At 59.7% G+C, this 21051-nt stretch carries 29 protein-coding genes and 3 pseudogenes; 27 read left to right on the forward strand and 5 right to left on the reverse strand.

What is annotated here, in order from left to right; all coding sequences use genetic code 11:
* Nucleotides 1–589 (forward strand): IS630 family transposase (locus C7G61_RS39720; protein WP_108523039.1); only part of this gene is annotated, 589 nt, incomplete at its 5' end.
* Nucleotides 590–894: 305 nt separating this feature from the next.
* Here C7G61_RS39720 and C7G61_RS39725 read toward each other — a convergent pair.
* Nucleotides 895–2214 (reverse strand): type II toxin-antitoxin system HipA family toxin, encoded by a 1320-nt coding sequence (locus C7G61_RS39725; RefSeq protein ID WP_108523040.1) that lies wholly within the window; start codon nucleotides 2212–2214, stop codon nucleotides 895–897.
* Nucleotides 2214–2465 (reverse strand): helix-turn-helix transcriptional regulator, encoded by a 252-nt coding sequence (locus C7G61_RS39730; protein WP_108523041.1) that lies wholly within the window; start codon nucleotides 2463–2465, stop codon nucleotides 2214–2216. Before C7G61_RS39730 ends, C7G61_RS39725 begins: the two co-directional genes overlap by 1 nt.
* A 114-nt stretch (nucleotides 2466–2579) precedes the next feature.
* Between C7G61_RS39730 and C7G61_RS45605 the strand changes: the two genes are divergently transcribed.
* The 7 genes from C7G61_RS45605 (at nucleotide 2580) to C7G61_RS39770 (ending at nucleotide 7757) form a co-directional block, all read left to right on the forward strand.
* Nucleotides 2580–2825 (forward strand): hypothetical protein, encoded by a 246-nt coding sequence (locus tag C7G61_RS45605; protein ID WP_108523042.1) that lies wholly within the window; start codon nucleotides 2580–2582, stop codon nucleotides 2823–2825.
* A 923-nt stretch (nucleotides 2826–3748) separates the two neighbouring features.
* Nucleotides 3749–4558 carry a Wadjet anti-phage system protein JetA family protein gene (locus C7G61_RS39745; protein WP_244608699.1) on the forward strand — a complete coding sequence of 270 codons (810 nt, stop codon included), beginning with the start codon at nucleotides 3749–3751 and terminating at the stop codon, nucleotides 4556–4558.
* 450 nt (nucleotides 4559–5008) lie between these two features.
* On the forward strand, nucleotides 5009–5302 hold the full coding sequence (locus C7G61_RS39750; RefSeq protein ID WP_057852075.1) for a DUF4258 domain-containing protein: 294 nt from the start codon (nucleotides 5009–5011) through the stop codon (nucleotides 5300–5302).
* Nucleotides 5303–5318: 16 nt separating this feature from the next.
* Complete coding sequence (locus C7G61_RS39755; protein ID WP_108523044.1) at nucleotides 5319–5849, forward strand: type II TA system antitoxin MqsA family protein; 531 nt, start codon at nucleotides 5319–5321, stop codon at nucleotides 5847–5849.
* Nucleotides 5850–6196: 347 nt separating this feature from the next.
* The gene (locus C7G61_RS44255) at nucleotides 6197–6457 is read left to right on the forward strand and encodes a hypothetical protein (RefSeq protein ID WP_057852077.1); all 261 of its coding nucleotides are present in this window, start codon (nucleotides 6197–6199) and stop codon (nucleotides 6455–6457) included.
* A gap of 104 nt (nucleotides 6458–6561) precedes the next feature.
* On the forward strand, nucleotides 6562–6765 hold the full coding sequence (locus C7G61_RS45610; protein ID WP_057852078.1) for a nucleotidyl transferase AbiEii/AbiGii toxin family protein: 204 nt from the start codon (nucleotides 6562–6564) through the stop codon (nucleotides 6763–6765).
* A 587-nt stretch (nucleotides 6766–7352) separates the two neighbouring features.
* A complete protein-coding gene (locus tag C7G61_RS39770) occupies nucleotides 7353–7757 on the forward strand; it encodes a Rieske (2Fe-2S) protein (protein ID WP_108523045.1) in 405 nt (134 codons plus the stop codon).
* 15 nt (nucleotides 7758–7772) lie between these two features.
* On the opposite strand, the gene C7G61_RS39775 is transcribed toward C7G61_RS39770, so the two are convergent.
* Nucleotides 7773–8363 carry a hypothetical protein gene (locus C7G61_RS39775; protein ID WP_108523046.1) on the reverse strand — a complete coding sequence of 197 codons (591 nt, stop codon included), beginning with the start codon at nucleotides 8361–8363 and terminating at the stop codon, nucleotides 7773–7775.
* On the opposite strand from C7G61_RS39775, the gene C7G61_RS39780 reads away from it, so the two are divergent.
* The 19 genes and pseudogenes from C7G61_RS39780 to C7G61_RS45290 all read left to right on the forward strand — a co-directional run bounded on the left by C7G61_RS39780 (nucleotide 8362) and on the right by C7G61_RS45290 (nucleotide 19135).
* Nucleotides 8362–8565: a hypothetical protein gene (locus C7G61_RS39780; RefSeq protein WP_057852081.1), complete on the forward strand. Its 204-nt coding sequence runs from the start codon at nucleotides 8362–8364 to the stop codon at nucleotides 8563–8565. The two genes, C7G61_RS39775 and C7G61_RS39780, sit on opposite strands and share 2 nt — an antisense overlap.
* 75 nt (nucleotides 8566–8640) lie before the next feature.
* Nucleotides 8641–8961 carry a HesB/IscA family protein gene (locus tag C7G61_RS39785; RefSeq protein ID WP_057852082.1) on the forward strand — a complete coding sequence of 107 codons (321 nt, stop codon included), beginning with the start codon at nucleotides 8641–8643 and terminating at the stop codon, nucleotides 8959–8961.
* Between the two features lie 92 nt (nucleotides 8962–9053).
* Nucleotides 9054–9257 (forward strand): annotated as a pseudogene (locus C7G61_RS39790) (NifU family protein); the annotation flags it as partial.
* 11 nt (nucleotides 9258–9268) lie between these two features.
* A complete protein-coding gene (gene nifS, locus C7G61_RS39795; RefSeq protein ID WP_190242209.1) occupies nucleotides 9269–10453 on the forward strand; it encodes a cysteine desulfurase NifS in 1185 nt (394 codons plus the stop codon).
* A 4-nt stretch (nucleotides 10454–10457) separates the two neighbouring features.
* Entirely contained in the window at nucleotides 10458–10682 is a 225-nt protein-coding gene (gene nifT, locus C7G61_RS39800) for a putative nitrogen fixation protein NifT (RefSeq protein WP_057847894.1), read from the forward strand.
* Nucleotides 10679–11542 (forward strand): SIR2 family NAD-dependent protein deacylase, encoded by an 864-nt coding sequence (locus tag C7G61_RS45285; RefSeq protein ID WP_057852083.1) that lies wholly within the window; start codon nucleotides 10679–10681, stop codon nucleotides 11540–11542. The genes nifT and C7G61_RS45285 overlap by 4 nt, the downstream gene beginning before the upstream one ends.
* Before the next feature lie 339 nt (nucleotides 11543–11881).
* Nucleotides 11882–13381 (forward strand): nitrogenase cofactor biosynthesis protein NifB, encoded by a 1500-nt coding sequence (gene nifB, locus C7G61_RS39810; protein ID WP_244608702.1) that lies wholly within the window; start codon nucleotides 11882–11884, stop codon nucleotides 13379–13381.
* An 11-nt stretch (nucleotides 13382–13392) separates the two neighbouring features.
* Nucleotides 13393–13617 carry a 4Fe-4S binding protein gene (locus C7G61_RS39815; protein ID WP_057847892.1) on the forward strand — a complete coding sequence of 75 codons (225 nt, stop codon included), beginning with the start codon at nucleotides 13393–13395 and terminating at the stop codon, nucleotides 13615–13617.
* Between the two features lie 11 nt (nucleotides 13618–13628).
* On the forward strand, nucleotides 13629–13970 hold the full coding sequence (locus tag C7G61_RS39820; protein WP_244608700.1) for a HesB/IscA family protein: 342 nt from the start codon (nucleotides 13629–13631) through the stop codon (nucleotides 13968–13970).
* Nucleotides 13967–14503 carry a hypothetical protein gene (locus tag C7G61_RS39825; protein WP_108523051.1) on the forward strand — a complete coding sequence of 179 codons (537 nt, stop codon included), beginning with the start codon at nucleotides 13967–13969 and terminating at the stop codon, nucleotides 14501–14503. Before C7G61_RS39820 ends, C7G61_RS39825 begins: the two co-directional genes overlap by 4 nt.
* The gene (locus C7G61_RS39830; RefSeq protein WP_108523052.1) at nucleotides 14493–15266 is read left to right on the forward strand and encodes a 4Fe4S-binding leucine-rich repeat protein; all 774 of its coding nucleotides are present in this window, start codon (nucleotides 14493–14495) and stop codon (nucleotides 15264–15266) included. The genes C7G61_RS39825 and C7G61_RS39830 overlap by 11 nt, the downstream gene beginning before the upstream one ends.
* Entirely contained in the window at nucleotides 15263–15583 is a 321-nt protein-coding gene (locus C7G61_RS39835; protein ID WP_108523053.1) for a nitrogen fixation protein NifZ, read from the forward strand. Before C7G61_RS39830 ends, C7G61_RS39835 begins: the two co-directional genes overlap by 4 nt.
* Nucleotides 15580–15819: a nitrogen fixation protein NifZ gene (locus tag C7G61_RS39840; RefSeq protein WP_108523054.1), complete on the forward strand. Its 240-nt coding sequence runs from the start codon at nucleotides 15580–15582 to the stop codon at nucleotides 15817–15819. The genes C7G61_RS39835 and C7G61_RS39840 overlap by 4 nt, the downstream gene beginning before the upstream one ends.
* Nucleotides 15820–15834: 15 nt before the next feature.
* Nucleotides 15835–16194 carry a DUF3024 domain-containing protein gene (locus C7G61_RS39845; protein WP_108523055.1) on the forward strand — a complete coding sequence of 120 codons (360 nt, stop codon included), beginning with the start codon at nucleotides 15835–15837 and terminating at the stop codon, nucleotides 16192–16194.
* 33 nt (nucleotides 16195–16227) lie between these two features.
* Nucleotides 16228–16497 (forward strand): DUF6129 family protein, encoded by a 270-nt coding sequence (locus C7G61_RS39850; protein WP_108523059.1) that lies wholly within the window; start codon nucleotides 16228–16230, stop codon nucleotides 16495–16497.
* A 5-nt stretch (nucleotides 16498–16502) separates the two neighbouring features.
* Nucleotides 16503–17690: a DegT/DnrJ/EryC1/StrS family aminotransferase gene (locus C7G61_RS39855; protein WP_244608703.1), complete on the forward strand. Its 1188-nt coding sequence runs from the start codon at nucleotides 16503–16505 to the stop codon at nucleotides 17688–17690.
* Nucleotides 17691–17726: 36 nt separating this feature from the next.
* Entirely contained in the window at nucleotides 17727–18089 is a 363-nt protein-coding gene (locus tag C7G61_RS44265) for a hypothetical protein (RefSeq protein ID WP_145963782.1), read from the forward strand.
* 181 nt (nucleotides 18090–18270) lie between these two features.
* A complete protein-coding gene (locus tag C7G61_RS39865; protein WP_108523058.1) occupies nucleotides 18271–18720 on the forward strand; it encodes a Rieske (2Fe-2S) protein in 450 nt (149 codons plus the stop codon).
* A 256-nt stretch (nucleotides 18721–18976) separates the two neighbouring features.
* Complete coding sequence (locus tag C7G61_RS45290; RefSeq protein WP_210205921.1) at nucleotides 18977–19135, forward strand: globin family protein; 159 nt, start codon at nucleotides 18977–18979, stop codon at nucleotides 19133–19135.
* Nucleotides 19136–19342: 207 nt separating this feature from the next.
* Here C7G61_RS45290 and C7G61_RS39870 read toward each other — a convergent pair.
* Together C7G61_RS39870 and C7G61_RS46580 are read right to left on the reverse strand one after the other, a co-directional pair.
* Nucleotides 19343–20718 (reverse strand): annotated as a pseudogene (locus tag C7G61_RS39870) (IS701 family transposase).
* A gap of 174 nt (nucleotides 20719–20892) precedes the next feature.
* Nucleotides 20893–21051 (reverse strand): annotated as a pseudogene (locus C7G61_RS46580) (IS630 family transposase); the annotation flags it as partial.

Raw genomic sequence — 21051 nt, forward strand, 5'->3', positions numbered from 1 at the left:
GGTCCTGAAGAAAGCCTCTGCCAAGGGAAAGCGGCGGGGAAAGCCGGTGACGATCGTCTCCTGCGACGAGAAGCCGGGAATCCAGGCCATCGCAACGACGGCGCCGGATTTGCCGCCCAAGCCTGGCGTCCACGCCACCTTTGCGCGCGACCATGAATACAAACGCCATGGCACGCTCAGCCTGTTGGCTGGGATCGATCTGCTCACCGGCAAGGTCCACGCCCTTGTCAAAGATCGTCACCGCAGTCGAGAGTTCATCGAACTCCTCAGGCTTATCGATGCCGCTTATCCGCCGAACACTGCGATCAAATTGATCCTCGACAATCATTCCGCGCACATCTCGCGAGAAACCAGAGCCTGGCTCGCCACTCGGCCGGTGGGACGCTTCGAGCTCGCCTTCACTCCCAAGCACGGCTCATGGCTCAATCTCATCGAGGGGTTCTTCTCCAAGTTCGCCCGTTCAGTCCTGCGCCATATCCGGGTGACCTCAAAACACGAACTCAAGGAGCGCATCATGGCTGGTATCGACGACGTCAATCGCCATCCGGTCGTCCACACATGGTCCTACAAACTCGCCGACGCCGCCTGATATGATTCGAACCAAGAAAACGCTGACCTAGGGGGCGTCTTCATCTGGGCCATCAAAAGTTCGCATAACGACGCTTGCTTGATAAGCCACTCTCTAGCTATTCGGGTTGAATGCCAAGCTGTTCTGAGGAGTTAGCGGCGCAGGCAACCCAGGGCGCTATTCCGGGCGTTGCCGCAGAATCCAATCCAGCAGGTCTTCGTTTCGGCGACCGCTTCGTGCGTGCTGGTCAACGGCGGCCGGTGCGGACGCAAGCGCCATACGGCGCAAATGCAGTTCGCCCCCGGTAGCAAACCGTAATCTTTCTGCTAGTGCACTTTCAATGAACTCAGGCGCTGCATAGCCGCGGTTTTCACCGAATTATGGATTGCCTCGGGAAAGCCCTCTGGCAGCTCGCTTTCAATTTTGCCGAGCGCAGCTTCAGCGGTAAAGGCGACACGTTCGATTGATTCCTGAACAAGCTTTTTCGGTACGCCCGCCGCTTCGCCTGTCTGCAAGAAATGCCGGCCGTCTACTTCGGCAATCCTGTAGTGATTGTTTGTCCCTACCGACATTGCGAGCTTCATCTGCTTGCGCTGAATTTGACCGGTGTCCAGGCTCGGCTGTGCCGTGAGCACGTCGTAAAGCGGTGTCAGATGGTAGCGGCCGCCAGGCGTGATGAAGATGCTGAAATTCTTCGCATGGCCATCGGTCGCGCCAATCAGCCAAAAGAAGATTTGCGCTCTGAGCAGCGTCGCCTGATCATCAGCGGGCGTGTCGCTGCCTTTGAGCAGATCAAGAAGCTTCACCATGCCGGGACCGCCATCGCTCTGGTATTTGCGCGTCGGCGGGACCGACAGTGCCTGACAGCAGTCCTCCTGCGGCAGGCGGAGCAGGCGGCCATCCTTCGTCCACCGCCGGTCGAAGCGCTCGATGACGAGCGCCGTGGTCTTACCGAAAGTTGCAATCTCGGCATGGTTCACCGGCAAGCCCGAAGCGGCGGCAAGTCTCAAGCAGTAGTATTCATTCTCGACGCTGTTCGAAAGGTCGATGCCGTTGGGCAGTTCCCCGATCTGCGTCTTGAAAATATGGGTCGTCGGCGTGGTGCCGTGCGGCTTGAGCCACTTGCCGCCGTGCCGCAGCAGCGCCGTTTTCTCCTGCGCTCCTGCCACGGAAATCCGGAAAAGATCGTCGCGCGTAAGCCCGAGCGGAGTCTGGGCAAGCCCGTTGAGGAGCTTTTCAATCGCTTCGTCATCGACGGAATCGCCGGCGATGGTGCGACCATCGCGATCATCATCATGGTGATCATCATCGTCGGCGACGAATTGCAGGGCGCCGACGCAATCCCTGCCGATAGCAGCGAGCAGGCTGTAGGCGTCGGTCCCGGCCGCGCCGACCCTTTGCGCTACCCGGCGACGGAGCGCGTCGGAGTCGGGTAGCAGATTGTCGAAGACGGCCGTGACGGCTTCGCCACGGAAGACATCCTCCCGCAGCGGCAGCGAGAGCGAGACGGGCAGGGCATGTTCCCATCCGAGCCAGTCAGCCTCGTACCGGAATTCAATAGCGCCAGTCGCCGCCTTGCTCATCAGGCCGACGAGGCGGTTGTTGAGGAGCACACGCAGCGGCTCATGGCGGCGACGCCGGGGCATCAGAAAATGTCCTCAAGGTCGGCGGCTGTGCCTTTGGTGCGCGGGACGATCCGGAACTCAAGGTCTAGGGTCGCGAGTACCGCAAGGATGGTTTCAAGCTTGGCTGCCGGATTGCCAGTTTCGATGAGCGAGATTGTCTCCTGCCGCAGGCCCGCCCGCGCGCCGACCTGCGACTGGCTGAGCCCCCGCTTCTTACGAGTGCGGCGGATCAGGTTGCCGATCTGGTTCGGTGTGCGGGCAAGGCCGGTCATTTCTTACTCCGACCTAGTATGTGCTAAATCAGATAAAAACGTAATATAGCAAATGGCGCATAAATAGACATTATGCGTTGAACTGCATAAAACACGTTTATCGGAATTAAGGCTATGACTTCCCTTACAGCGATCGCGTTAGTTGTTGGACTTGGGGTGACTTTGCCACTTTACGCAGGAATGGAAGCGACAATCAGGGAGCACCTTGAGCGCCTTGCTAGAGGCGAGAGGGTGCCGATGATTGCTATCGGATGTTTTACCGAGATTCAGTTCGCTGCGATCAATGAGGGGCGAGCTGCAATGGAATTACATCGCTTGGAGCAAAACGAGATTCTATCCATGGTAGGCATTTGTATGTGAGCCGCTCTAAAGATGGCTACCAAATAGATGACATCCTCAAGCAGATCATGAGTGCGCTTTGCGACCACGCGATAGCTCACTTGGACACATTCGTATATCATACGTACAGAACCCGAATACTCGGGATGACGGCTATGGAAACCAGGTGAATGATCGGGCCGTTTTCGAAATGACGGCGCGAAAACCACGGGCGGAACTCTATTCGGTAATGCCCAAGGGAGATACGATAAAGCCCCACAAAAAAGGCCGCCGGTGAGGCAGCCCTTCCTGTGAAGCGATCTCGGGTAACTAGTTATCCGACGCCCTCGCTTCAGTGCCGGAAGATAGTCCATCCCTCCGAATTGTCAACATTAACTTGAAGTTCGGGGCCATCGAACCGGCGTATACTAACGCGGCTAAGTCCCTGTTGTTCCGGAACTTTTCAAAAAATACGAAGCGGCATTAAGTGATCTATGGCCCGCTGAAGGGGCGGTTAACTCCACCGTTGATTGCCCCTCTTTGCAGGTTCCTACAAGTCACCTACACGGGTAACGCGCGGCGCTCCGAAGCAGCTAGTAGCCCTCACGTTACGTGCGCCGAGTTCTGACGAGTTTGCCGCTTTGGGGCGGCTATGGGAACTCCGACCGTGCCGGCTGCCCCATACATCGCGGCGCGGCCACCTCTCACGCCACCTCAGATAAGCGCTCGGGGTCGGAACACAATCCACAAATTCCAAAATAGGCCACTATGGTTTTCGAACTACGCCATTGAGGTCGGAAACCGGCCATACCCGAGATTATTCAAGAACATACTATGAACATAACGTCTTGGCTTGCAACTTGCTCGCGATACGTCTCAAGTGGAAACATCTCTGGGCAGGTCACGAGTTTGAGGCCGGCTTGATCCATCCTCCGGGATGAAGGCGGTCCAGGGAGCAGCGTCCATTGTCTTTGTTCCGCCATTTGCACGACAACGCGTTCCTGGTGTTTTCGAGGACCACGCACCTTTACGCGGCCTGCCTGCTGGATTTGCACGAACGGTTCTTCACGGGGGCCCCGGCATTCCCGACGCCGCGCCGGGTCGTGCACGCGATCTACGATGTCATGCGCGCCAATCCTTCGCTGTGGAACGAGGGCGACAATTTCGGCGGGCTGCCGGACGTGATCTCGGCGGGCCGCCGCCGGATCCGTAAAGCCGACCCTCGCTTTCGCATCCGAGAAAGGCGACAAGGCGCTCGGCTTGGCCCGACAACTCTACTCGCGCCTGGTCGATTGGGGCGGGCTCGAGGAAGAGGAATACGGCCTGCGGGTCACCGTCGACATGGCGATGGGACCCTTGCTGGTGATCCAGCGACTGGCGAGCCTGAACAAGGACCTCTCCCAGATTCGGGCGGCCTGATCGTCCAGATTCGTCTGAACCTCGAGGCGATGGAGAAGCTCACGCCCGAGGTGACCGATCGCAAGCAGCGCGAAGCCGCGCTCGCGGTGCGTGGGGCGCGCAACCAGGCCGACCAGTTCACCAAGAGCCTTCGGGCGATCCTCGCCGACCTCAAGCGGATCAGGCGGACGGTCATGGAGTCGAAGACGCTCGGCACCCGCCTGGAGGCCTTCTTCGAGGAGTTCGTCGATCAGCTCCCGCTGAAGGATTTCGAGTCCATCCTGACGGTGAACCATCCCTACCGTTTCCGCGACGCCATCGTCGACCTGGCGCTCAGGATCTCCTACACGCCGGACACTCTTGTTTTGAAGCTCTAAAAATCAAAGTTATGCCTGCAGCACAATGGTTTCTTGAATTTCGTGCCAACTGATCTTTCGGAATTTGTATGGAATTTTTGCGGACGGTTAACCGTTTCTTAACGGGACAGTTCGGCCGAAAGGCCGCCAAGCCAATAGGAAGCACGCCAGTGCGTCGGCCGCCGCCGGGCGTTTCACGAGACGGGCGCGGCTGGCCCGCCTTGGCGTCGGCCGTCAGCGCTGCCGCCGTGCATGGAACGGATTTCGCCCGAAAATATTGAACCTAGGGTCAAGAAAACTTGACCTATTGTCAACCAATTTGACGGCCATATATCCAGATATGTTGCTGAAGTGCCACATTTTGCCTGTTAGATGCCCACTGGCATTCTGGGTAAGCTGGACGAATAACTTGACATTAGATCAACTGAAGCCCATGGAACGCGCGATCAACAACAGCTATGGCATTCGCCGATGGCATTTGAGAACGAGGCCGGTCGCCTGCGTAGAATCGCGCGGCGAGGGACGATCTTCTTCACGAACCACGCTGAGATTGAGCGCAAGAAAGATGGCATCGAAAAACTCGATGTCATCAACGTGCTTGGGCGATGTACGGTATCATTGGTGGAGGTGAACAAAGAAAACGGAGAAGAAGAATGGAGGGCAGAAGGGACTGATAACGACGGGAGGAAAATAACGGCTGTAGTCGTGGCTTACGAGGATGTCGCAGAGGTGAAGATCGTCACGACTTGGGCGAACAAGAAATGAGTGAAAGGGCTGTCAGATGCGTTGCAAATGCAAGAATGGATTGATGGAGAGAAGTGTGAAGCCAGAGCACGTTGAAGACTTGGGCGGTTTGGTCGTCAAGGTCTTGAATGCTGTTGTCGTGCAGCGCTGCTCTGCTTGCGGCGACGAAATGATTGGCATACCGGACGTCCAGGGATTGACCCGCGCTGCTGCAATGGCGCGCGCCCAGAGTCCTGAGCGTTTGACTGGTAAAGAAGTGAGGTTTATCCGGCGCGCGCTGGACATGAAGCAAACCGATTTTGCGGCAGCAATGGACCTGTCCGCAGAACATGTGTCCCGTTGGGAGAATGACCATAATGGGGTTGGCGGCGCTAGCGAAAAGCTTGTGCGCCACAACGTCTGTGCGTTGCTGAGTGATGGCGCGTGCGAGTACGACCCTAAAGCCATTGCGAGTATGGTTTTTGTGCCGTTTCCCGAAGGGGGAATTGCACCGATTGAAATGGTCCGCGTGCGGACCACGCACCGTACAAATGAAGAAGACGACACGATGTGGAGTGAGGCCGCTTAATTGCGGCCTCTCTCCATAAGCGTAAACTTGCGCCGCAAGAGGCAGTTAACTTCGGTAAGCGCCCCATCCCAAGCGACTGTCGCGGCGTGCTGCTGCGGCTAGGCGACGCGGCACGCGCTCTATCGACCTCGAAGCCCGGCAACCATGCCGGGCTTTTTGCTGTATAGTCGCGTTTGACGGGGAATTCGCGGAATGACTTTCGACCCAATAGAAGCAATCAGCTCGTTGGCGGAATTGGCGGCATACTGTCAACGGCATTCCTGATCTATGACCGGCTTTACAAATCGCAGCCGACGATTTTCTTTCAGCCTCACGACGCGACGGCGTGCCTCGTCATCAAGAACACCATGACGGAAACTCTGTTCATCGACGCAATCGACGTGTCACCACGCAAATTAAGCTTCGCATTTGGCGACGACCTTCATTCAACCATCGAAGCCGTCGTCGGCGCAGCATATGACAGCGGCCCTGACCGGAATTCCCTTATCATCGGCCCGCTTTCCGAACGCTATTGCCGGCTCGTCAAACTGACCGGCTTCGATGAATTGCCGCCAGAGACTTCACGATTCGATGCGCGTGGCGAAACACCCGACGGCCTTCCTACATGAAACAAACGGTTAAGGTTTCCACGACAGCGGGCGACCTCACCCGACTTCACAACGACGCAAAGAGGGATTGATGCGATGGCGGATGCTTCAGGTCGGCTTCCATCATGCCGCGCCTTTCAGTCGACATCGACCTCACGTACCTGCCGGTCAAGCCGCGCGAAGAATCTTTAACAGAGATCGACGCGGTGAGACGCAAGTTGTGGAGGGGCGATCTTTACGCAGGTAAGTTGTTGCAGCGCTCGATCGTCAGCATCCGCGCGATTTATTCGGTGTCCGCGACCTGCTGGGAAATAAGGTATCAGCGATGATCTGCGCACTGCCTTCATTGTCTACATGCTCAGCCATAATCTCCCAATGGCATGAAGTGCTAGGCGGAGCGAAAAGGATATCAGCCAGGAATTTGTGCGCTGCTTCGAAGGTATGACTGCCAAGTCCGTTTCGCGAGATGAGCCGCTGGCCGTACGCAAAACGCTGTCGCGGAGATTGTCGGCAACATGCCAGACAGGCATCGGAAATTCCTGATTTCATTGAGCGCGGCGATGCTGAATGAGATTTGCTCGGGGCGTTCCCGGTGCCCGCGATTTGCCGGCCGTCAAATGGCGAATGCAGAACCTTGACAGCCTGCCAGCTGAAAAGAGCGCCGCGCTGGATCTTGAGAAGGTCCTGAGCGAATAACAGAAACCACGCGCGCGGCCAGATGGCTCTGGATCTGCTGCGATCCGATTCCTGAACAGCCAAGCGGTGCCTGATCCCACCAAGCTCGTTGGTCCGATGATCGAGCGGCTTCTCGTTTGCGACGGCGCGCGCAGGACTCCCAAGAAGGTGAGGCGATCCGGTACTTTGCGCGATTTTTGCAAGGCTGATCGCAGGATGATCAATTGATGGTTCTCTTGTCATGAACGAGCGGCGGACGCAGCCGAATATCGCCTATGCAATCTGCGGCTTCAACGATATTCCAAGCCAGCGCGCCATGGGCTTCCACCTCATGATCGTCGACGAAGACGGCAGCCACAGGCCGTGGCCCATTGTCGTGGTGCGCTGGGGCAAGCGGGTGTTTGCCTATCTTAACAAATGCCCGCACAATGGCGTCAATCTGGACTGGGAATGCAACCAGTTTTTCGATCCACGCGGCATCCGGCTGATGTGCGGCAAGCACGGCTCGACCTTCGAGCTCGGCACCGGCCGCTGTGTGGACGGCCGGTGCAAGGGCAGCAGTCTCACGCCGGTCGCGTTGACGGTGCTGGACGGCGATATCTGCGTTACCGGCGTGCGGCTTGTCGAGGAGGATTCCTCTGGCTAAAGCTAAAGCCGGCGCTCAGACCGGCCGGTTCTCGTTACGGTTTCTCACAGGTTCCATCCTCTTCAGCCCGTCTTCGTAAGAGATCTCATCATAGGACGCATCGAGATCCTCAGTTGCGTCGAGCAGGTAGTCGAGCTTGCCGGGCGCGTCGAGCTTCTTGATGTCATTCTTGTCGACCCCGGCCAGGTACATCATTTCCTTCCAAACGGTGGATTCATCGCACGGCAGCACGTTGAAGGTGATACCACCGAGCTTGATTCGGTATTTCGCCAACAGGTCTATGTTGTTGCAAAACATGAAGTAGCTGCCATCAGGGCTTAGCGCGCCGTCAAGAACGTTTGCGACATCAGCAAGATAAGCGAAGCAGTGCAGATAGCCGGCCAGCACCGGAATGCTCCTTTCGCCTTCCTGCACGACCGTCAGTACCTGCTCGATCGAATAGTGGGGCGGCCGCTTCTCGTCCGCGACCTGGGCCTGGAATTTTAGGGCGATATCGCCGCGAAAGCCGAACCGGCCCTGCTTGGTGGTCCCGCCTTTGAATATGGCATTGAGCAGGCGCCCCTCCTTCTCGAACCGGCCTAGCGCGGTGTTCTCGATTGCAGTCATGAAAAATCATCCCTCGATCCAAGACAATCGCCGGACACTCCGGCGGCGGGAGACGCAATGCAAATTGTTTGCCGCCGCGTTCGTAACGCTCATCGGCGAAATCCATAAAGAAGACACGCAAAGCCGCCGCAATCCCTCGAAGACCTTTGTCAGCAACCCTACACGCGTCGCAAAGCCAACAGGCGCGATTTCGAAAAGGTGAGCAATGTCAAGCTCGGGCGCGCTGGCATGCGACTTGCCAATTCCCATGCAAACGACCCAGGCAAAAAGGATAGCCATGATCAATCTGACGGATAGCGCAGTGAATGCGGTCAAGAGCACGATTTCAGCATCGGCGCAGCCGGCAAGCGGCCTGCGCATCATGGTCGAGGCCAGTGGCTGCGCCGGGTTCAAATACCGGTTGAGCCTGGCCGACGAGGCTAAGCCTGACGACACCGTGATCGAGCGCGACGGTGTCAAGGTGTTCGTAGACAACAAGAGCCATGACCACCTCGCCGGCACGACCATCGATTTCGTGGTGGCGCTCGAGGGCTCGGGCTTCACCTTCGACAACCCGAACGCCAAATCGAGCTGCTCTTGCGGCAAATCCTTCAGCTGATGACAAGAGAAATCGAAGCATGCCGGTCGAACCGGAACAACTGAAGCAACCGCCGAGCATTGAGACCGGTCGGGAGCAACTACGGCGCGAACCAGCCGAATCTGCAACGCGACGGCGGCGACTGTCAGCTGGTCGGGATCGAGGGGAGCAAGATCATGGTCAAGCTGACTGGTGCCTGCGTATTCTGCAAGCTTTCAAGCGCGACGCTAGAAGGCATTCAGGCGCGGCTGGTCGAAAGGCTCGGCGACTTCGTTCGCCTGATCCCGGTCGCCGGCGCCGCCAATGCGCGGCATTGAAGGAGGCGTTTGTGCCGATCTATCTCGACAACAATGCGACCACGCGGACAGATCCGTGTGTCTTGCAAGCCATGTTGCCGTTCCTCACGGAGCAGTTCGGCAATGCCTCGTCCACCCATACCTTCGGCAGCGAGATCGCGGGCGCGGTGGGGGAGGCGCGCCGCAGCCTGCAGGGTTTGCTGGGGGCCGCCCACGATCATGAGATCGTCTTCACCTCCGGCGGGACCGAGTCCAACAACGCCGCCATCCTTTCCGCGCTTACGACCCAGGAAGGGCGCGACGAGATCGTCACCACCTCCGTCGAGCATTCCGCCATCCTCACGCTGGTCGAGCAATTGGCGACAAGGGGCATCAAGACGCACGTGATCCCGGTGGATTCGCGCGGACGGCTCGACGTCGAGGCCTTTCGCTGGGCGCTTGGACCACGCACGGCGATTGCGTCGGTTATGTGGGCCAACAACGAGACCGGCACGATTTTCCCGGTGGAGTTTCTGGCCGGGTTAGCGCGTGCGGCAGGCGCGCTGTTTCACACTGATGCCGTCCAGGCCATAGGCAGGGTGCCCATCGACCTGAAGGACAATGCTATCGACATGCTATCGCTGTCCGCGCACAAGCTGCACGGCCCCAAGGGGACCGGCGCGCTCTTTTTACGCCAAGGCACAAATTTCAGACCGCTGATCTGGGGCGGGGCACAGGAACGAAGGCGCCGCGGCGGAACCGAGAACATCCCCGGCATCGTCGGTCTTGGAAAAGCTGCAGAGCTTGCGGCGGAGCGGCTCGAGCCGGATCGCGTTCGCATTGGTGGGTTGCGCGATCGCCTGGAGCAGGCGATTTTGCACAACGGCCACTGCATGGCGCTCGGCGATGTCAGCAACCGGCTGCCGAACACGGCCAACATTGCCTTCGAGGATCTCGAAGGCGAAGCAATCGTCCACCATCTCAATCGCGCGGGCATTGCTGCTTCGCTGGGATCAGCTTGCAGCTCGTGCTCAATGGACCCGTCGCACGTGCTGCGCGCCATGAACGTGCCGGCGAGGAGCCTGCGCGGCGCGGTGCGCTTTTCCTTATCGCATGAAACCACCGTCGAAGAAGTCGATCAGGTCGTCCGCGTACTGTCCCGCATCGTGGCTCACCTGCGCGCCATGTCACGAGAGCATCCCAATCCCACCAGCAATTCGCCCCGATACACGAGTTGATCTCATGAAAGTCATGATTCGCCGCTCTCCGGAGGCGGGCCTGTCGATTTACGTGCCGAAAAAAGATCTCGAGGAGCCGATCGTTGAATCGGAGCACGAGACGCTGTGGGGCGGCTGGATCAGAATAGCCAATGGCTGGGTGCTCGATCTGCCCGAAATGGCGAGCGATACGCCGCTGCCGATCACGGTCAATGCCCGAAAGCGCGGCGAGGGCGGCGACGACCGATGAAGGTGACCCCGCAAATCGACTTTGTCAACGCGGCCGATGCGGAGGCGATTCTCACTGACGTAGCGGCTAGGCTGCGTGCCGGCAGCATTGTTCCCTATCTCGGACCTGGTCTCACCGCGTTGTCCAAACCGGATGCGCCGATGACGCCGGAGGCCTTGGCTGGCTTCTTCGCTACCAAGGTCGCGCTGCCGCGCCGGGCCAACGGCAATGTCTGGGCGTCGGCGCAGCACATCGAAAGCAACAAGCATCGCTCCACCGTGACGGCATTGGTGGCGCAGGCCTTTGCTGCGCCGGTCGAGCCGACACCACTGCATCATCATCTCGCCGCGCTGTCCCTGCCTGTCATGGTCGATGCCTGGTATGACGGCGCGATGCGTGCGGCGCTTGGCAAGCACGAGGGGTGGGGCGAGGTGCAGGGCATTTGCCGCGCCGGCATCGGCGAGGACCGCTGGTATCGCTTCTATGATGCAGAGGGCAGAGAGGTCGATCGCGCTGTGGCGCAGAGCTGGACCACGGTCCTCTACAAGCCGCACGGCGGCGTGCTGCCTGCCAGGAACTTCCTGATCTCTGACGCCGACTATGTCGAGGTGCTGACCGAGATCGACATTCAGACGCCGATCCCCGATGTGGTGAAAGAGCGGCGCAATGGCAGAAGATTTCTCTTCATCGGTTGCCGCTTCAACGATCAGCTACTGCGAACCTATGCGCGGCAGCTCACCAAGCGCTCGGCCGGTGTTCATTACGCCATCGTGGAACCGGATGTGCTGTCCAGGAATGAGCTGCGCTTTCTGGTCGAACAGAGCCTGACGCCGCTTGCGATCCCGCTCCCGCGCGCGATCGAGATCCTGCTCGCTGCCTGACAGACCTTGTATATGGGTCGATGTTGCTCGCGTGCCGGCGCACGCGAGTTGTCTTGCGTTTCGCGCCGGCGAATGACTGCGCTCATCTCCATGTCAGGATCAAGACGCCTGTCACACTTCGAACATTTCTAATGTCGTGCAGAAGGCTTCGCTTCCACGGCCAACCGCGGCAGGCGGCTCACTTTCTGACTTAGATCAAAATTGCTCGCCATTCCGGCCATGGCACGCGAGTTGCAAATCTTCTTTTCAGTTTCCGCCTCCAGGGAGAATGAACGGATGGACGTATCAGCGCTGGACGAAGCAAGCTTGGCAGGGAGCGACGTCGACATCGGCGAGACCATGCAGGCGATCGCCGAGCACAAGGGCTGCGGCGCGTCCGGCGGCAGCGGCAAGGCGAGCTGCGGCTCGCAAGCCGGCCAGGGTGATCTGCCGACCGAGATCTGGGAGAAGGTCAAGAACCATCCCTGCTACAGCGAAGAAGCGCATCATCACTACGCCCGCATGCATGTTGCGGTTGCGCCCGCCTGCAACATCCAATGCAATTACTGCAATCGCAAATTTGATTGCGCCAACGAATCGCGCCCGGGCGTGGTGAGCGAAAAACTAACGCCGGAGCAGGCGGCGAAAAAGGTGCTGGCAGTCGCCTCCACCGTCCCACAGATGACCGTGCTCGGCATCGCTGGGCCCGGTGATCCCCTGGCCAATCCGAAAAAGACGTTCAAGACCTTCGAGCTGGTGGCCAAGGCCGCTCCCGATATCAAGCTGTGCCTGTCGACCAACGGCCTCATGCTGCCCGACCATGTCGATACGATCGCCCGCTTCAAGATCGACCATGTCACCATCACCATCAACATGGTCCACCCCGAAATCGGCGCCAAAATCTATCCGTGGATTTTCTACAACCACAAGCGCCACACCGGCCTCGAAGCCGCAAAGATCCTCAACGACCGCCAGCTGCAAGGCCTCGAGATGCTCACCGAGCGGGGCATCCTCTGCAAGATCAATTCGGTGATGATCCCGGGCATCAATGACCAGCACCTCGTCGAGGTCAACAAGGCGGTCAAATCGCGCGGCGCGTTCCTACACAACATCATGCCGCTGATCTCCGCGCCCGAGCACGGCACGGTGTTCGGTCTCAACGGTCAGCGGGCTCCGACCGCGCAGGAATTGAAAGCACTGCAGGATGCCTGCGAAGGCGAGATGAACATGATGCGGCACTGCCGCCAGTGCCGCGCCGATGCTGTCGGCCTGCTCGGCGAGGACCGTAGCACGGAGTTCACTACCGAGAAGGTTATGGCCATGGATGTCAAATATGACCTCCAGATGCGCAAGGCCTATCAGGCCAAGGTCGAGGAGGAGCGCGTCGCCAAGGTTGCTGCCGAGCAGGAAGAGCTCGCCGAGCTCGCCAGCGAGATGAGCGACATCAAGCTCTTTGTTGCAGTGGCGACGAAGGGCACGGGGCTGATTAACGAGCATTTTGGGCATGCCAAGGAGTTCCAAGTGTACGAACTCTCCACTACGGGCGCCAAATTCGTCGGCCATCGCCGCGTCGATCACTATTGCCGGGGCGGTTATGGCCAGGAGGAGAGCCTTGCCACCATCATCCGCGCCATCAACGACTGCCATGCGGTCTTCGTGGCCAAGATCGGCGGCTGTCCGAAGAGCAATCTGTTGAAGGCAGGGATCGAGCCGGTCGACCAATACGCCCATGAGTTCATCGAAAAATCAGCGATCGCCTGGTTCAAGTCCTATCTTGCGAAGGTGCAAAGCGGCGAGATCCAGCATGTTGAGCGGGGCGAGGCGGCGATCCGCCAGGGCGCGCTGATTTCGGCGGCGTAAGGGAGATATCCATGCCGTTCAAGATCATTGCCTCGCAATGCTCCGGCTGCTCGGCTTGCGAGCTCGAATGTCCGAATGTCGCAATCTCGGAGAAAGGCGGGACGTTCGTCATCGACCCGAAGAAATGCACCGAGTGCATCGGCCATTTCGACGAGCCGCAATGCGTCGCGGTGTGCCCGGTTGATAACACCTGCGTCGTCGACACCTCATTGCCGCGCTACCAGGCGCGGGCGTAGGGGGCGAGCCCATGACCATCACGCTGACGCCCGCCGCTGAAAAACTCACGAGTTACGTGCTGCGCGCCGATGGCACCGTTGGCGCCGGTTTCCGGCTCGCCGTCACGGCAGATGGTTGCTCGGGGTTGTCCGCCGATATAGGTGTTGCGCCGGCAGCTCAGCCCGGTCAGCAAGGCGTAGAGCGCAACGGCCTAAAGTTGCTTCTCAATGCCGAGAGCCAGCTAATGCTTGGCTTTGTCACCATCGATTTGACCGACACCTCTGCGCAGACCGGGCTGATCTTTCCAGAAGCAGGTATGCTGCTCCAGCAACACCGCAAAGGCTGCCCATTAGAAGAGGAAAGCTGCCAATGAACCTCGATGGGGCAGGCAATCCGCTGTCCGAGAGCGAGGGGGCGCTGATCGCGCACACGCTACTCGGCGAAGGGCTGCCGCGCGAAGCCAAGGATCATCTGTGGGACGCCGGGCTGTCCTATCACCTGGACGAGATCGCGGAAAAACACCTGCATGAAGCGCAGGCGCTGGCGCCGGGCCACGCCGCCGTCCTGATCGGGCTCTACCGCTTCTATTTCTACAAAGGTCGCTTGGCCGAGGCGTTGGAGGTCGCAAAGCTCTGTATTTGTAAGGCAGCACGTGAAAACAGTCTCGCAGACGATTGGCGGCGGGTCAGCGCGGGCGACGCTGCTTTCGATCGCTACGAGAACATCCTGCCGCGCTTCTATTTATTTTCCCTGAAAGCCTACGCCTACCTGCAGATGCGGCTCGGCGATCTGGATGAAGGGCACGCCGCCGCCAACAAGCTTGTGGAGCTCGACCCGACCGACAAGATCGGCGCCAAGGTGCTCCTGGACGTGCTGGAGCGGATGGGGCAGGACCATGACGGATGACATCGATAAGGCCCGCGACTGGCTGGGCAACGAGGTCGACTGCGGCACCTGCACGCATCTCGGGCTCAGGGCCAGCGGCGGCTGCCGCTTGATGCACGCCTGCGTCAACGACCGCTACGCCCGCTGCATCGACCGCTTCTTCAACTGGAATCCGGTGCTGGCCGACGCTTACGTCACACATCCGCATTTCGAGGTGCGCGCAATCGCGGCCAACCACGCCAATGTGTTCCTGCTGCCGATGCTGCTCGACGATGCTGAGGAAACCGTGCGCTGGAACGCGGCGCGCCGCCTGCCCAAGCGCTTTGTGCTGCGGCTGCGCAGCGACCCGCATCGGGAGGTGAGGATGCGGGTTGCGACCTTGCTGGACGGCGAGGAGCTGGCGCCGATGATGTCGGACCAGGACTATTACGTCCGCCTGGTGGTGGCGAGCCGGATCGCGCCGGCGCTGCTTGGGCGTCTCATGAGCGATGACGAGCCCGAGGTGCGCCGCGTGGTCGCGCTCCGCATTCCCCATGACTGGCTGCTCGGCATGGTCACTGATCCCGATGGCACCGTGCGGCTCGAGACCGCACGGCGGCTGTCTCCGGATTCGCTCAGCCTGCTGCGCCGCGATCCGGATTGGCGCGTCCGCTATGAGGTGGCAAGCCGCATTACGGCGGCCGAGCTGGCGGAGTTGACCGAGGACGGGGACTCGATGGTGCAGGAAGCCGCCCGCGCGCGCGTGGCCATCCGGCCCGAACGACCGAGAGAGAGTGGGACATGAGCAACATCGTTCGCGACAGCGAGTTGGTCGAGCTGACCGGGCCGCCTTTCTTCAGCTTTGGCGAAAAGGTGCGGGCCAACCGCACCATCCGCAATGACGGAACCTATGCCGGCAAGGAAGTCGGCGAGATCCTCGCCAAAAAGGGGGAGGTGGGTTACGTCGTTTCAATCGGCACTTTCCTGCAGCAGTTCTACATCTATGGCGTCGAATTTCTCGAAAGCGGCAACCGCGTCGGCATGAAGCGCAAGGAGCTCGTGCCGGCGGTGGCGCGCGAGGAGTTTGAGGACCTGCCGTTGCCGGAAGAGGCCGCGTCATGATCGACCAGAGGCTGCCGAAGTACCAATGGGGCCAGCGCGTCAAGGCGGCGATCGACCTCATTAACGACGGCTCCTTTCCGGATGCACCGGCCGATGGACTATTGATGGGCGCCGGAGGGATCGGCGAGATCGTGCAGGTCGGCAGGCATACCGAAGCGAACGTGCCAATCTATCTCGTCGAGTTCGGCCAGCGGCTGGTCGTCGGCTGTCTTGAAGAAGAAATTGCAGTGCTTTGAGGGTGCTGGTTCGCGATGAATGCTGCGGTGATGAGAAAACTAGCGATCGGACTGATCCCTCACCCGAACGAGCTCGATCGCAAGCGGATCGAGCGCGCCTTGAGCTCGCGCAAGCGCTATCGCTTTGTGTCGCCGAATGTGAAGCCGGTGAGGGGTGGCTATCTGATCGAGAGTCCCTGCTGCTCTCGCAATATCGACAAGGACGGCGGCCTGATCGATGTCGCGCTGATCCACTATGACATGGTGAGCGGGATGTGGAAGCTGTTTCGCATGAACCACGCGCAGGGGATCTGGGAGCTTTACAGCATTTACCTCCGGCTGACCTCAGCGATCGAGGATTTGAACACGGATCCAGAGCGGCGGTTCTGGCAATGAAGCTGATTTGGGACTAGTTATATGGGAGCCGCGATGGCGCTTGGCACAGACCAACTGATCGAAATAGAACGGGTGCTTGCGGCGGCGGAGGCCGATGCAAGCCCATTCCTCGAGCTGCGGCGCCGTTTTCCGCGCCTCGCCTTCACGCGCTGTGATGCGTCTGATGTGACGGAGCGGCCGTTCCGAAGCTTTCCGCGTTTCGACCTGCATCTGATCGGTGGCTGCGATCGCTGCGTGCAGATCACGGCCGATCCGGCACGCGCGATTGGTATCCTGCTGGCGGCAAGGAGTACTGGGCGGTGACCGGCATTGCACTCGCAGAGGATCACGACGGCACCGAAGCGATCGAGGCCGTATGCTTCATTCCGCTGTCCGATCCCGATATCACCTCCGCCGAGCTCTCTGCCGTGGAAGCGCTGCTATGTTCGCCGCGAATCTCCAATGGGCCGATCACTGACGCCTTCGAGAAAGCCTTTGCCGCCTATCTTGGCCGCAAATATGCCGTTGCCGTCCCCAGCGGCACGATCGGGCTTCTGCTTGCGCTAAAAGCGCTAGGCATCGGGCCCGGGCAGGAGGTGATCGCCTCGCCTTATTCGTTTCGCGAGACGGTGCATGCTATCAGTCTCGTGGGCGCGAGGGCCGTATTTGCCGACGTCGACTATTGGTCGGGAGCCTTGGCTCCGGCGAAGGTCGAAGAGCGTGTCACGGCCAACACGCGGGCGATTATTGGTGGCAACCCCAATGGCCATCCGGCGCCATGGTCGGAGCTGCGCGCGATCGCGCAGCGCCATCAGCTGCCGCTCCTGGAGGATTCGACCGAAGCGATCGGATCGCGATACAAGGGCGAACTCGTCGGCCGCTTTGGCGATATCGCCGTGTTCGACTTCGCTCAGCCACTGGCCCTGACCTGCGGCGAAGGCGGCATGGTGGTGACCGACGACATCGACTTGGCCGGCGGCTTGCGTCGCCATCGCGCACATCGGCTGGATGAGCGCTCCTCCGTTGTCGTCAGCAGCGCAGCGCCCCACCAGGCCGGCATGAGCGATCTCACAGCCGCGCTGGGCCTTGCGCAGCTAAGGCGCCTCGACGAAATCCTGGAGCGACGCCGGCTCGCCGAACAGCTCTACAATGCGCATATGCAATCCTTCGAAGGTATCAAGCCGCCCTATGTGGCTCCCGAAGCGACCGAGGTGAACTGGTTCCTCTATCTCGTCCATCTCGGGACGCGCTTCACGCGCTCCAGCCGCGATGCCATCGTCGATGACCTGCGCATCGAGCAGGTCGAGGCCGCCTCCTATTGCCACCCGTTGCATTTGCAGCGGCATTATTTCGAACGCGGCTATCGGCATGGCGATTTCCTGGTCACGGAAAAGATCGCCGATCGAGCCTTGGCACTGCCGTTTCACACCCACCTCACCGATGACCAGATCGAGTTCATCGTGGAGACGATGAAGGATGCGTCAATCAACATCGGCGCTGGCGCTGCAATTTATTAGAGCCGAGGAATCATCAATGGGACGCAAAAGGAGGGCTTGAATGTCGACAGCCACGGCCTCACCATGGGGCAAGATGATCGAGGTCATTCAGGCCACATCACTCTTGGCGGTGCTGCAGAACCCGGAGATGGGCAATGCCAAACAAATGCAAGTGCAGACCAAACGCGGATCCTCCGACATTTCGTCCGGCAAGGCCGCAAGGAACTCTCGAGGGTGGCGCGCAAAGAGAATGAGAAGCTCAATACGATCGGAGGAGGCGCCTCCAAGTTGCGGCTCGCCTGCGAAGTCAAGTTGCTCCGAACCGGTAGCATGATCATCGAGCTCTTCGGCTTCGGCTCGGGTTTCTTCAAGCTTGGGCGGGAAGGCACATGGATTTCGCAACACGTCATTGTTCCCTGAACGAGACAGTGGTGGAGCTTGACGAGCGCCCTCACGCCGCACCAATGGTTAGATTTTTTCAGCGGCCGTCGATGCCCTCCCAGGAGCTGGCCGGTGGAATTGGCGTGCTTCGGCTGACCCGTGCCGCCGTCGATGCCTTGGCAGGAAAACGCAACGACCGCATGAGAAGGAGCACCGCGACATGGGCAGCCAAGAGATCGAGGTGTTCGCCGTCTGTCGCGCCGATGCAATCGAGCGGGGCGGCGCGAAGGGTTTTAGCCTGTCGCGGATCGACGAGAGCGGCGAGAGCCGGCCGTTTCCGATTGTCGTGGTGCGGACCTTCGGAAACGACTACCACGGCTATGTTAACCGCTGCCCGCATGACGGCGCCTGGCTCAACATCGGCTCCGGAGAGTTTTTCTCGTCGGACCGCGGCTTTATCAGATGCGGCCGGCACGGTGCGACCTTCGAGATCGATAGCGGGTTTTGCATCGATGGCCCCTGCAGCGGAAAAGCCCTTGAGCCGGTCGCGCTCGCCATGGTCGATGGCGACGTCTGCCTGTGTGGCGTGAAGCTGGTGGAGGACAACGGGTTTCCCGATCCGTTCGAGGACGGCGAGGAAACCATGGACATCATGGTCCATCCGGATTAACAGGGATGATCTCATGACCGTAGCTCAGGAGTCTTTCGGTAAAGCGCCGTCGTTCTCATGAACATTGGCGCAGGCCCGCGCCTTCGCTGCTTTCGAACTCGTGAGAGATCAAGGGCCGGGCACGGCGGCCGAAGTCATCCAGTAGCCCGGCATGTATGAATGGTACGGGGACAGTCGAACAGCAAGACGCGCAGCCATTTCGGTGTTCGAGCCGCATTGGCGGCTTTGTGAGGACCGATCGGCCGGTCGACAGCTCTTGGCACGCATGGATGAATTGCCTGAAGCGGAGATCATTCGCGCCGTGCATCCGGCTGATGTCGGGGGCACCAAGGAGGTGTTCAAGTGCTATCTCGCCGAGCCAAAAATCTATACTTCCGAGAAGGGCCATGCCAGCGGCCGCGCCAGAGCCATCTAAGTTTTCTCATCGGCGGCGCCGAGCTCGACCCGCTGGCTCGCCTACATGTGCGGCGTATTGCAGGAGACGATTGCTAACGAAACCGCGCGTGCCGAACTCGACCTTGCGCTGTCAACGCTCGACGGCGCAACCAGGCCGGTATGATGAAAGACCGCGGCGCATCCTAAAGAGAAGGTGGCAGCGCTCCCCTAGCACTACTTTGGCACTTTAGGCTTGGCAATATCTGCAAGGAACATGTCGCAGTGAGGACATTGTCGGGGTGGAGGTCGTGCGAAGAGGTCGAGGATGGCTTGCCTGATGGCCGGCATGCTTGGTTGTGGTGGCGGTCCTGAGATTCTTTTTTTTCCGTCCCGCTGCTTTGAGGCGGCGGGATTGGAGGAAGGCGTAGGCGATCATCGTCATCAACGCGTGTCGATGTAATCCCGTCGAGGATCTACCTTCGAAGTGGTCGAGCCCAAGCTCCTCCTTGAGCTGCTGGTGAGCCTGTTCACAGACCCACCTGGCCTTGATCGTGGCAGCGAGCGTCTTGATGGTGGCATCGGCCGGCAGGTTCGACACATAGTATTTTTTGCTCCCCGGTCGACCGCCGCTCGCCGACGAGCCAGACCTCGTCACCAGGCATGCACTGCATACGGCTATTGAGCATCCGGTGCTTATGGCCATCCGCAACGCGGACACGGCGGGCCGTGAAGAGACATGTCAGCCGACCTTTGGTGCCCCGCCGCCAACTGACCCTTTGCCATTTGCCTTCGGCCAATAACGCTTCAGCAGAGACTGGTGGCTGATCAGGGATGTGGTATTTGCGGGGCTTGCCGGTCCTCGCGATGGGGAAGATCAGGGCAATGTCGGCGGGATAGACGTTCTGGCGCCGCGACAGACCCACCGCCCACAGCAGATCGCGCTCGCTCAAAGCCTGACGGAAAGGCCCGCTGGAGCCGTACTCTGAATCGGCAAGCACACAGCCGAAACGCACACCGGAGGCGATGACGCAGTCGATCTCCGCCAAGGCGATCTCTGGCTTGGTCCGCGCTGCGCGGTGCTCGACTGGAACGCCCGCACGCTTCAAACGCACCAGATTACTCGTCCAACTCTCGGGAACGAAGAGACGTAATGCCACCATGACCGGCACTTCACCCCGCGCAAGCGTCAGCGACACTAATGTTTGGCAATTGGCCGTCTTGCCGAGAGACGAGGCATATTGTGGAGCGACACACAACCGAACGATCGCCCTTCTTCGGCATCGCCGTGTCGTCGATGACCAGCACCGCATCCTTGCCGCCGACCAGGCGATCGGCCTGAATCAGCAATTTCGCCTCCAATGGCGCTGCATCCCAAACGCCATCAGCAATGAAATGGTGCAACTGATCATACTCGCCCGGTGCCAGCCGCGCCGCCATCGGCTGGACGCTCTTGCGATCACCCGGTCCAATCAATCCCGAGATATAAAGCGGACACATCCGCCGCCGCGCCTTGTGACCTAAACGATCCAGGAATGGCTTGAGCCAGCGTCCAAGCTCGTCTTCCCACTTCGACTTCGTGCCCACCATGGTCGGCCCTCCAAAAGCCGACCATCCATGAATCATTGAAAATCTGATTCGGGACTCCAGTTTCGCCAATCAATCGCCAAATTCGGCCAAAGTAGTGCTAGTGTTCTGACTCATTCATTTGCATCCCGCTTTTGCGATGGCGAGCGCTTTTTTGGCTCGGCGGTGCTTTGCGAGGATGGATTTGGCGCTGGCGGTCCACCTGAAGGGCTATGGGTTTTGGTTTCGATGCTCGATCCACTCGGCAATCGCGGTCTTGAGTTCGGTGACGTCGTTGAAGGTTCCTCGCCGGATGCGCTGGCGAGTGATTTCGGCGAAGAGCCGCTCGACGAGGTTGAGCCAGGAACAGGATGTCGGCCTGAAGTGCAGCGT

The sequence above is a fragment of the Bradyrhizobium algeriense genome (assembly GCF_003062295.1).
Lineage (GTDB): Bacteria > Pseudomonadota > Alphaproteobacteria > Rhizobiales > Xanthobacteraceae > Bradyrhizobium > Bradyrhizobium algeriense.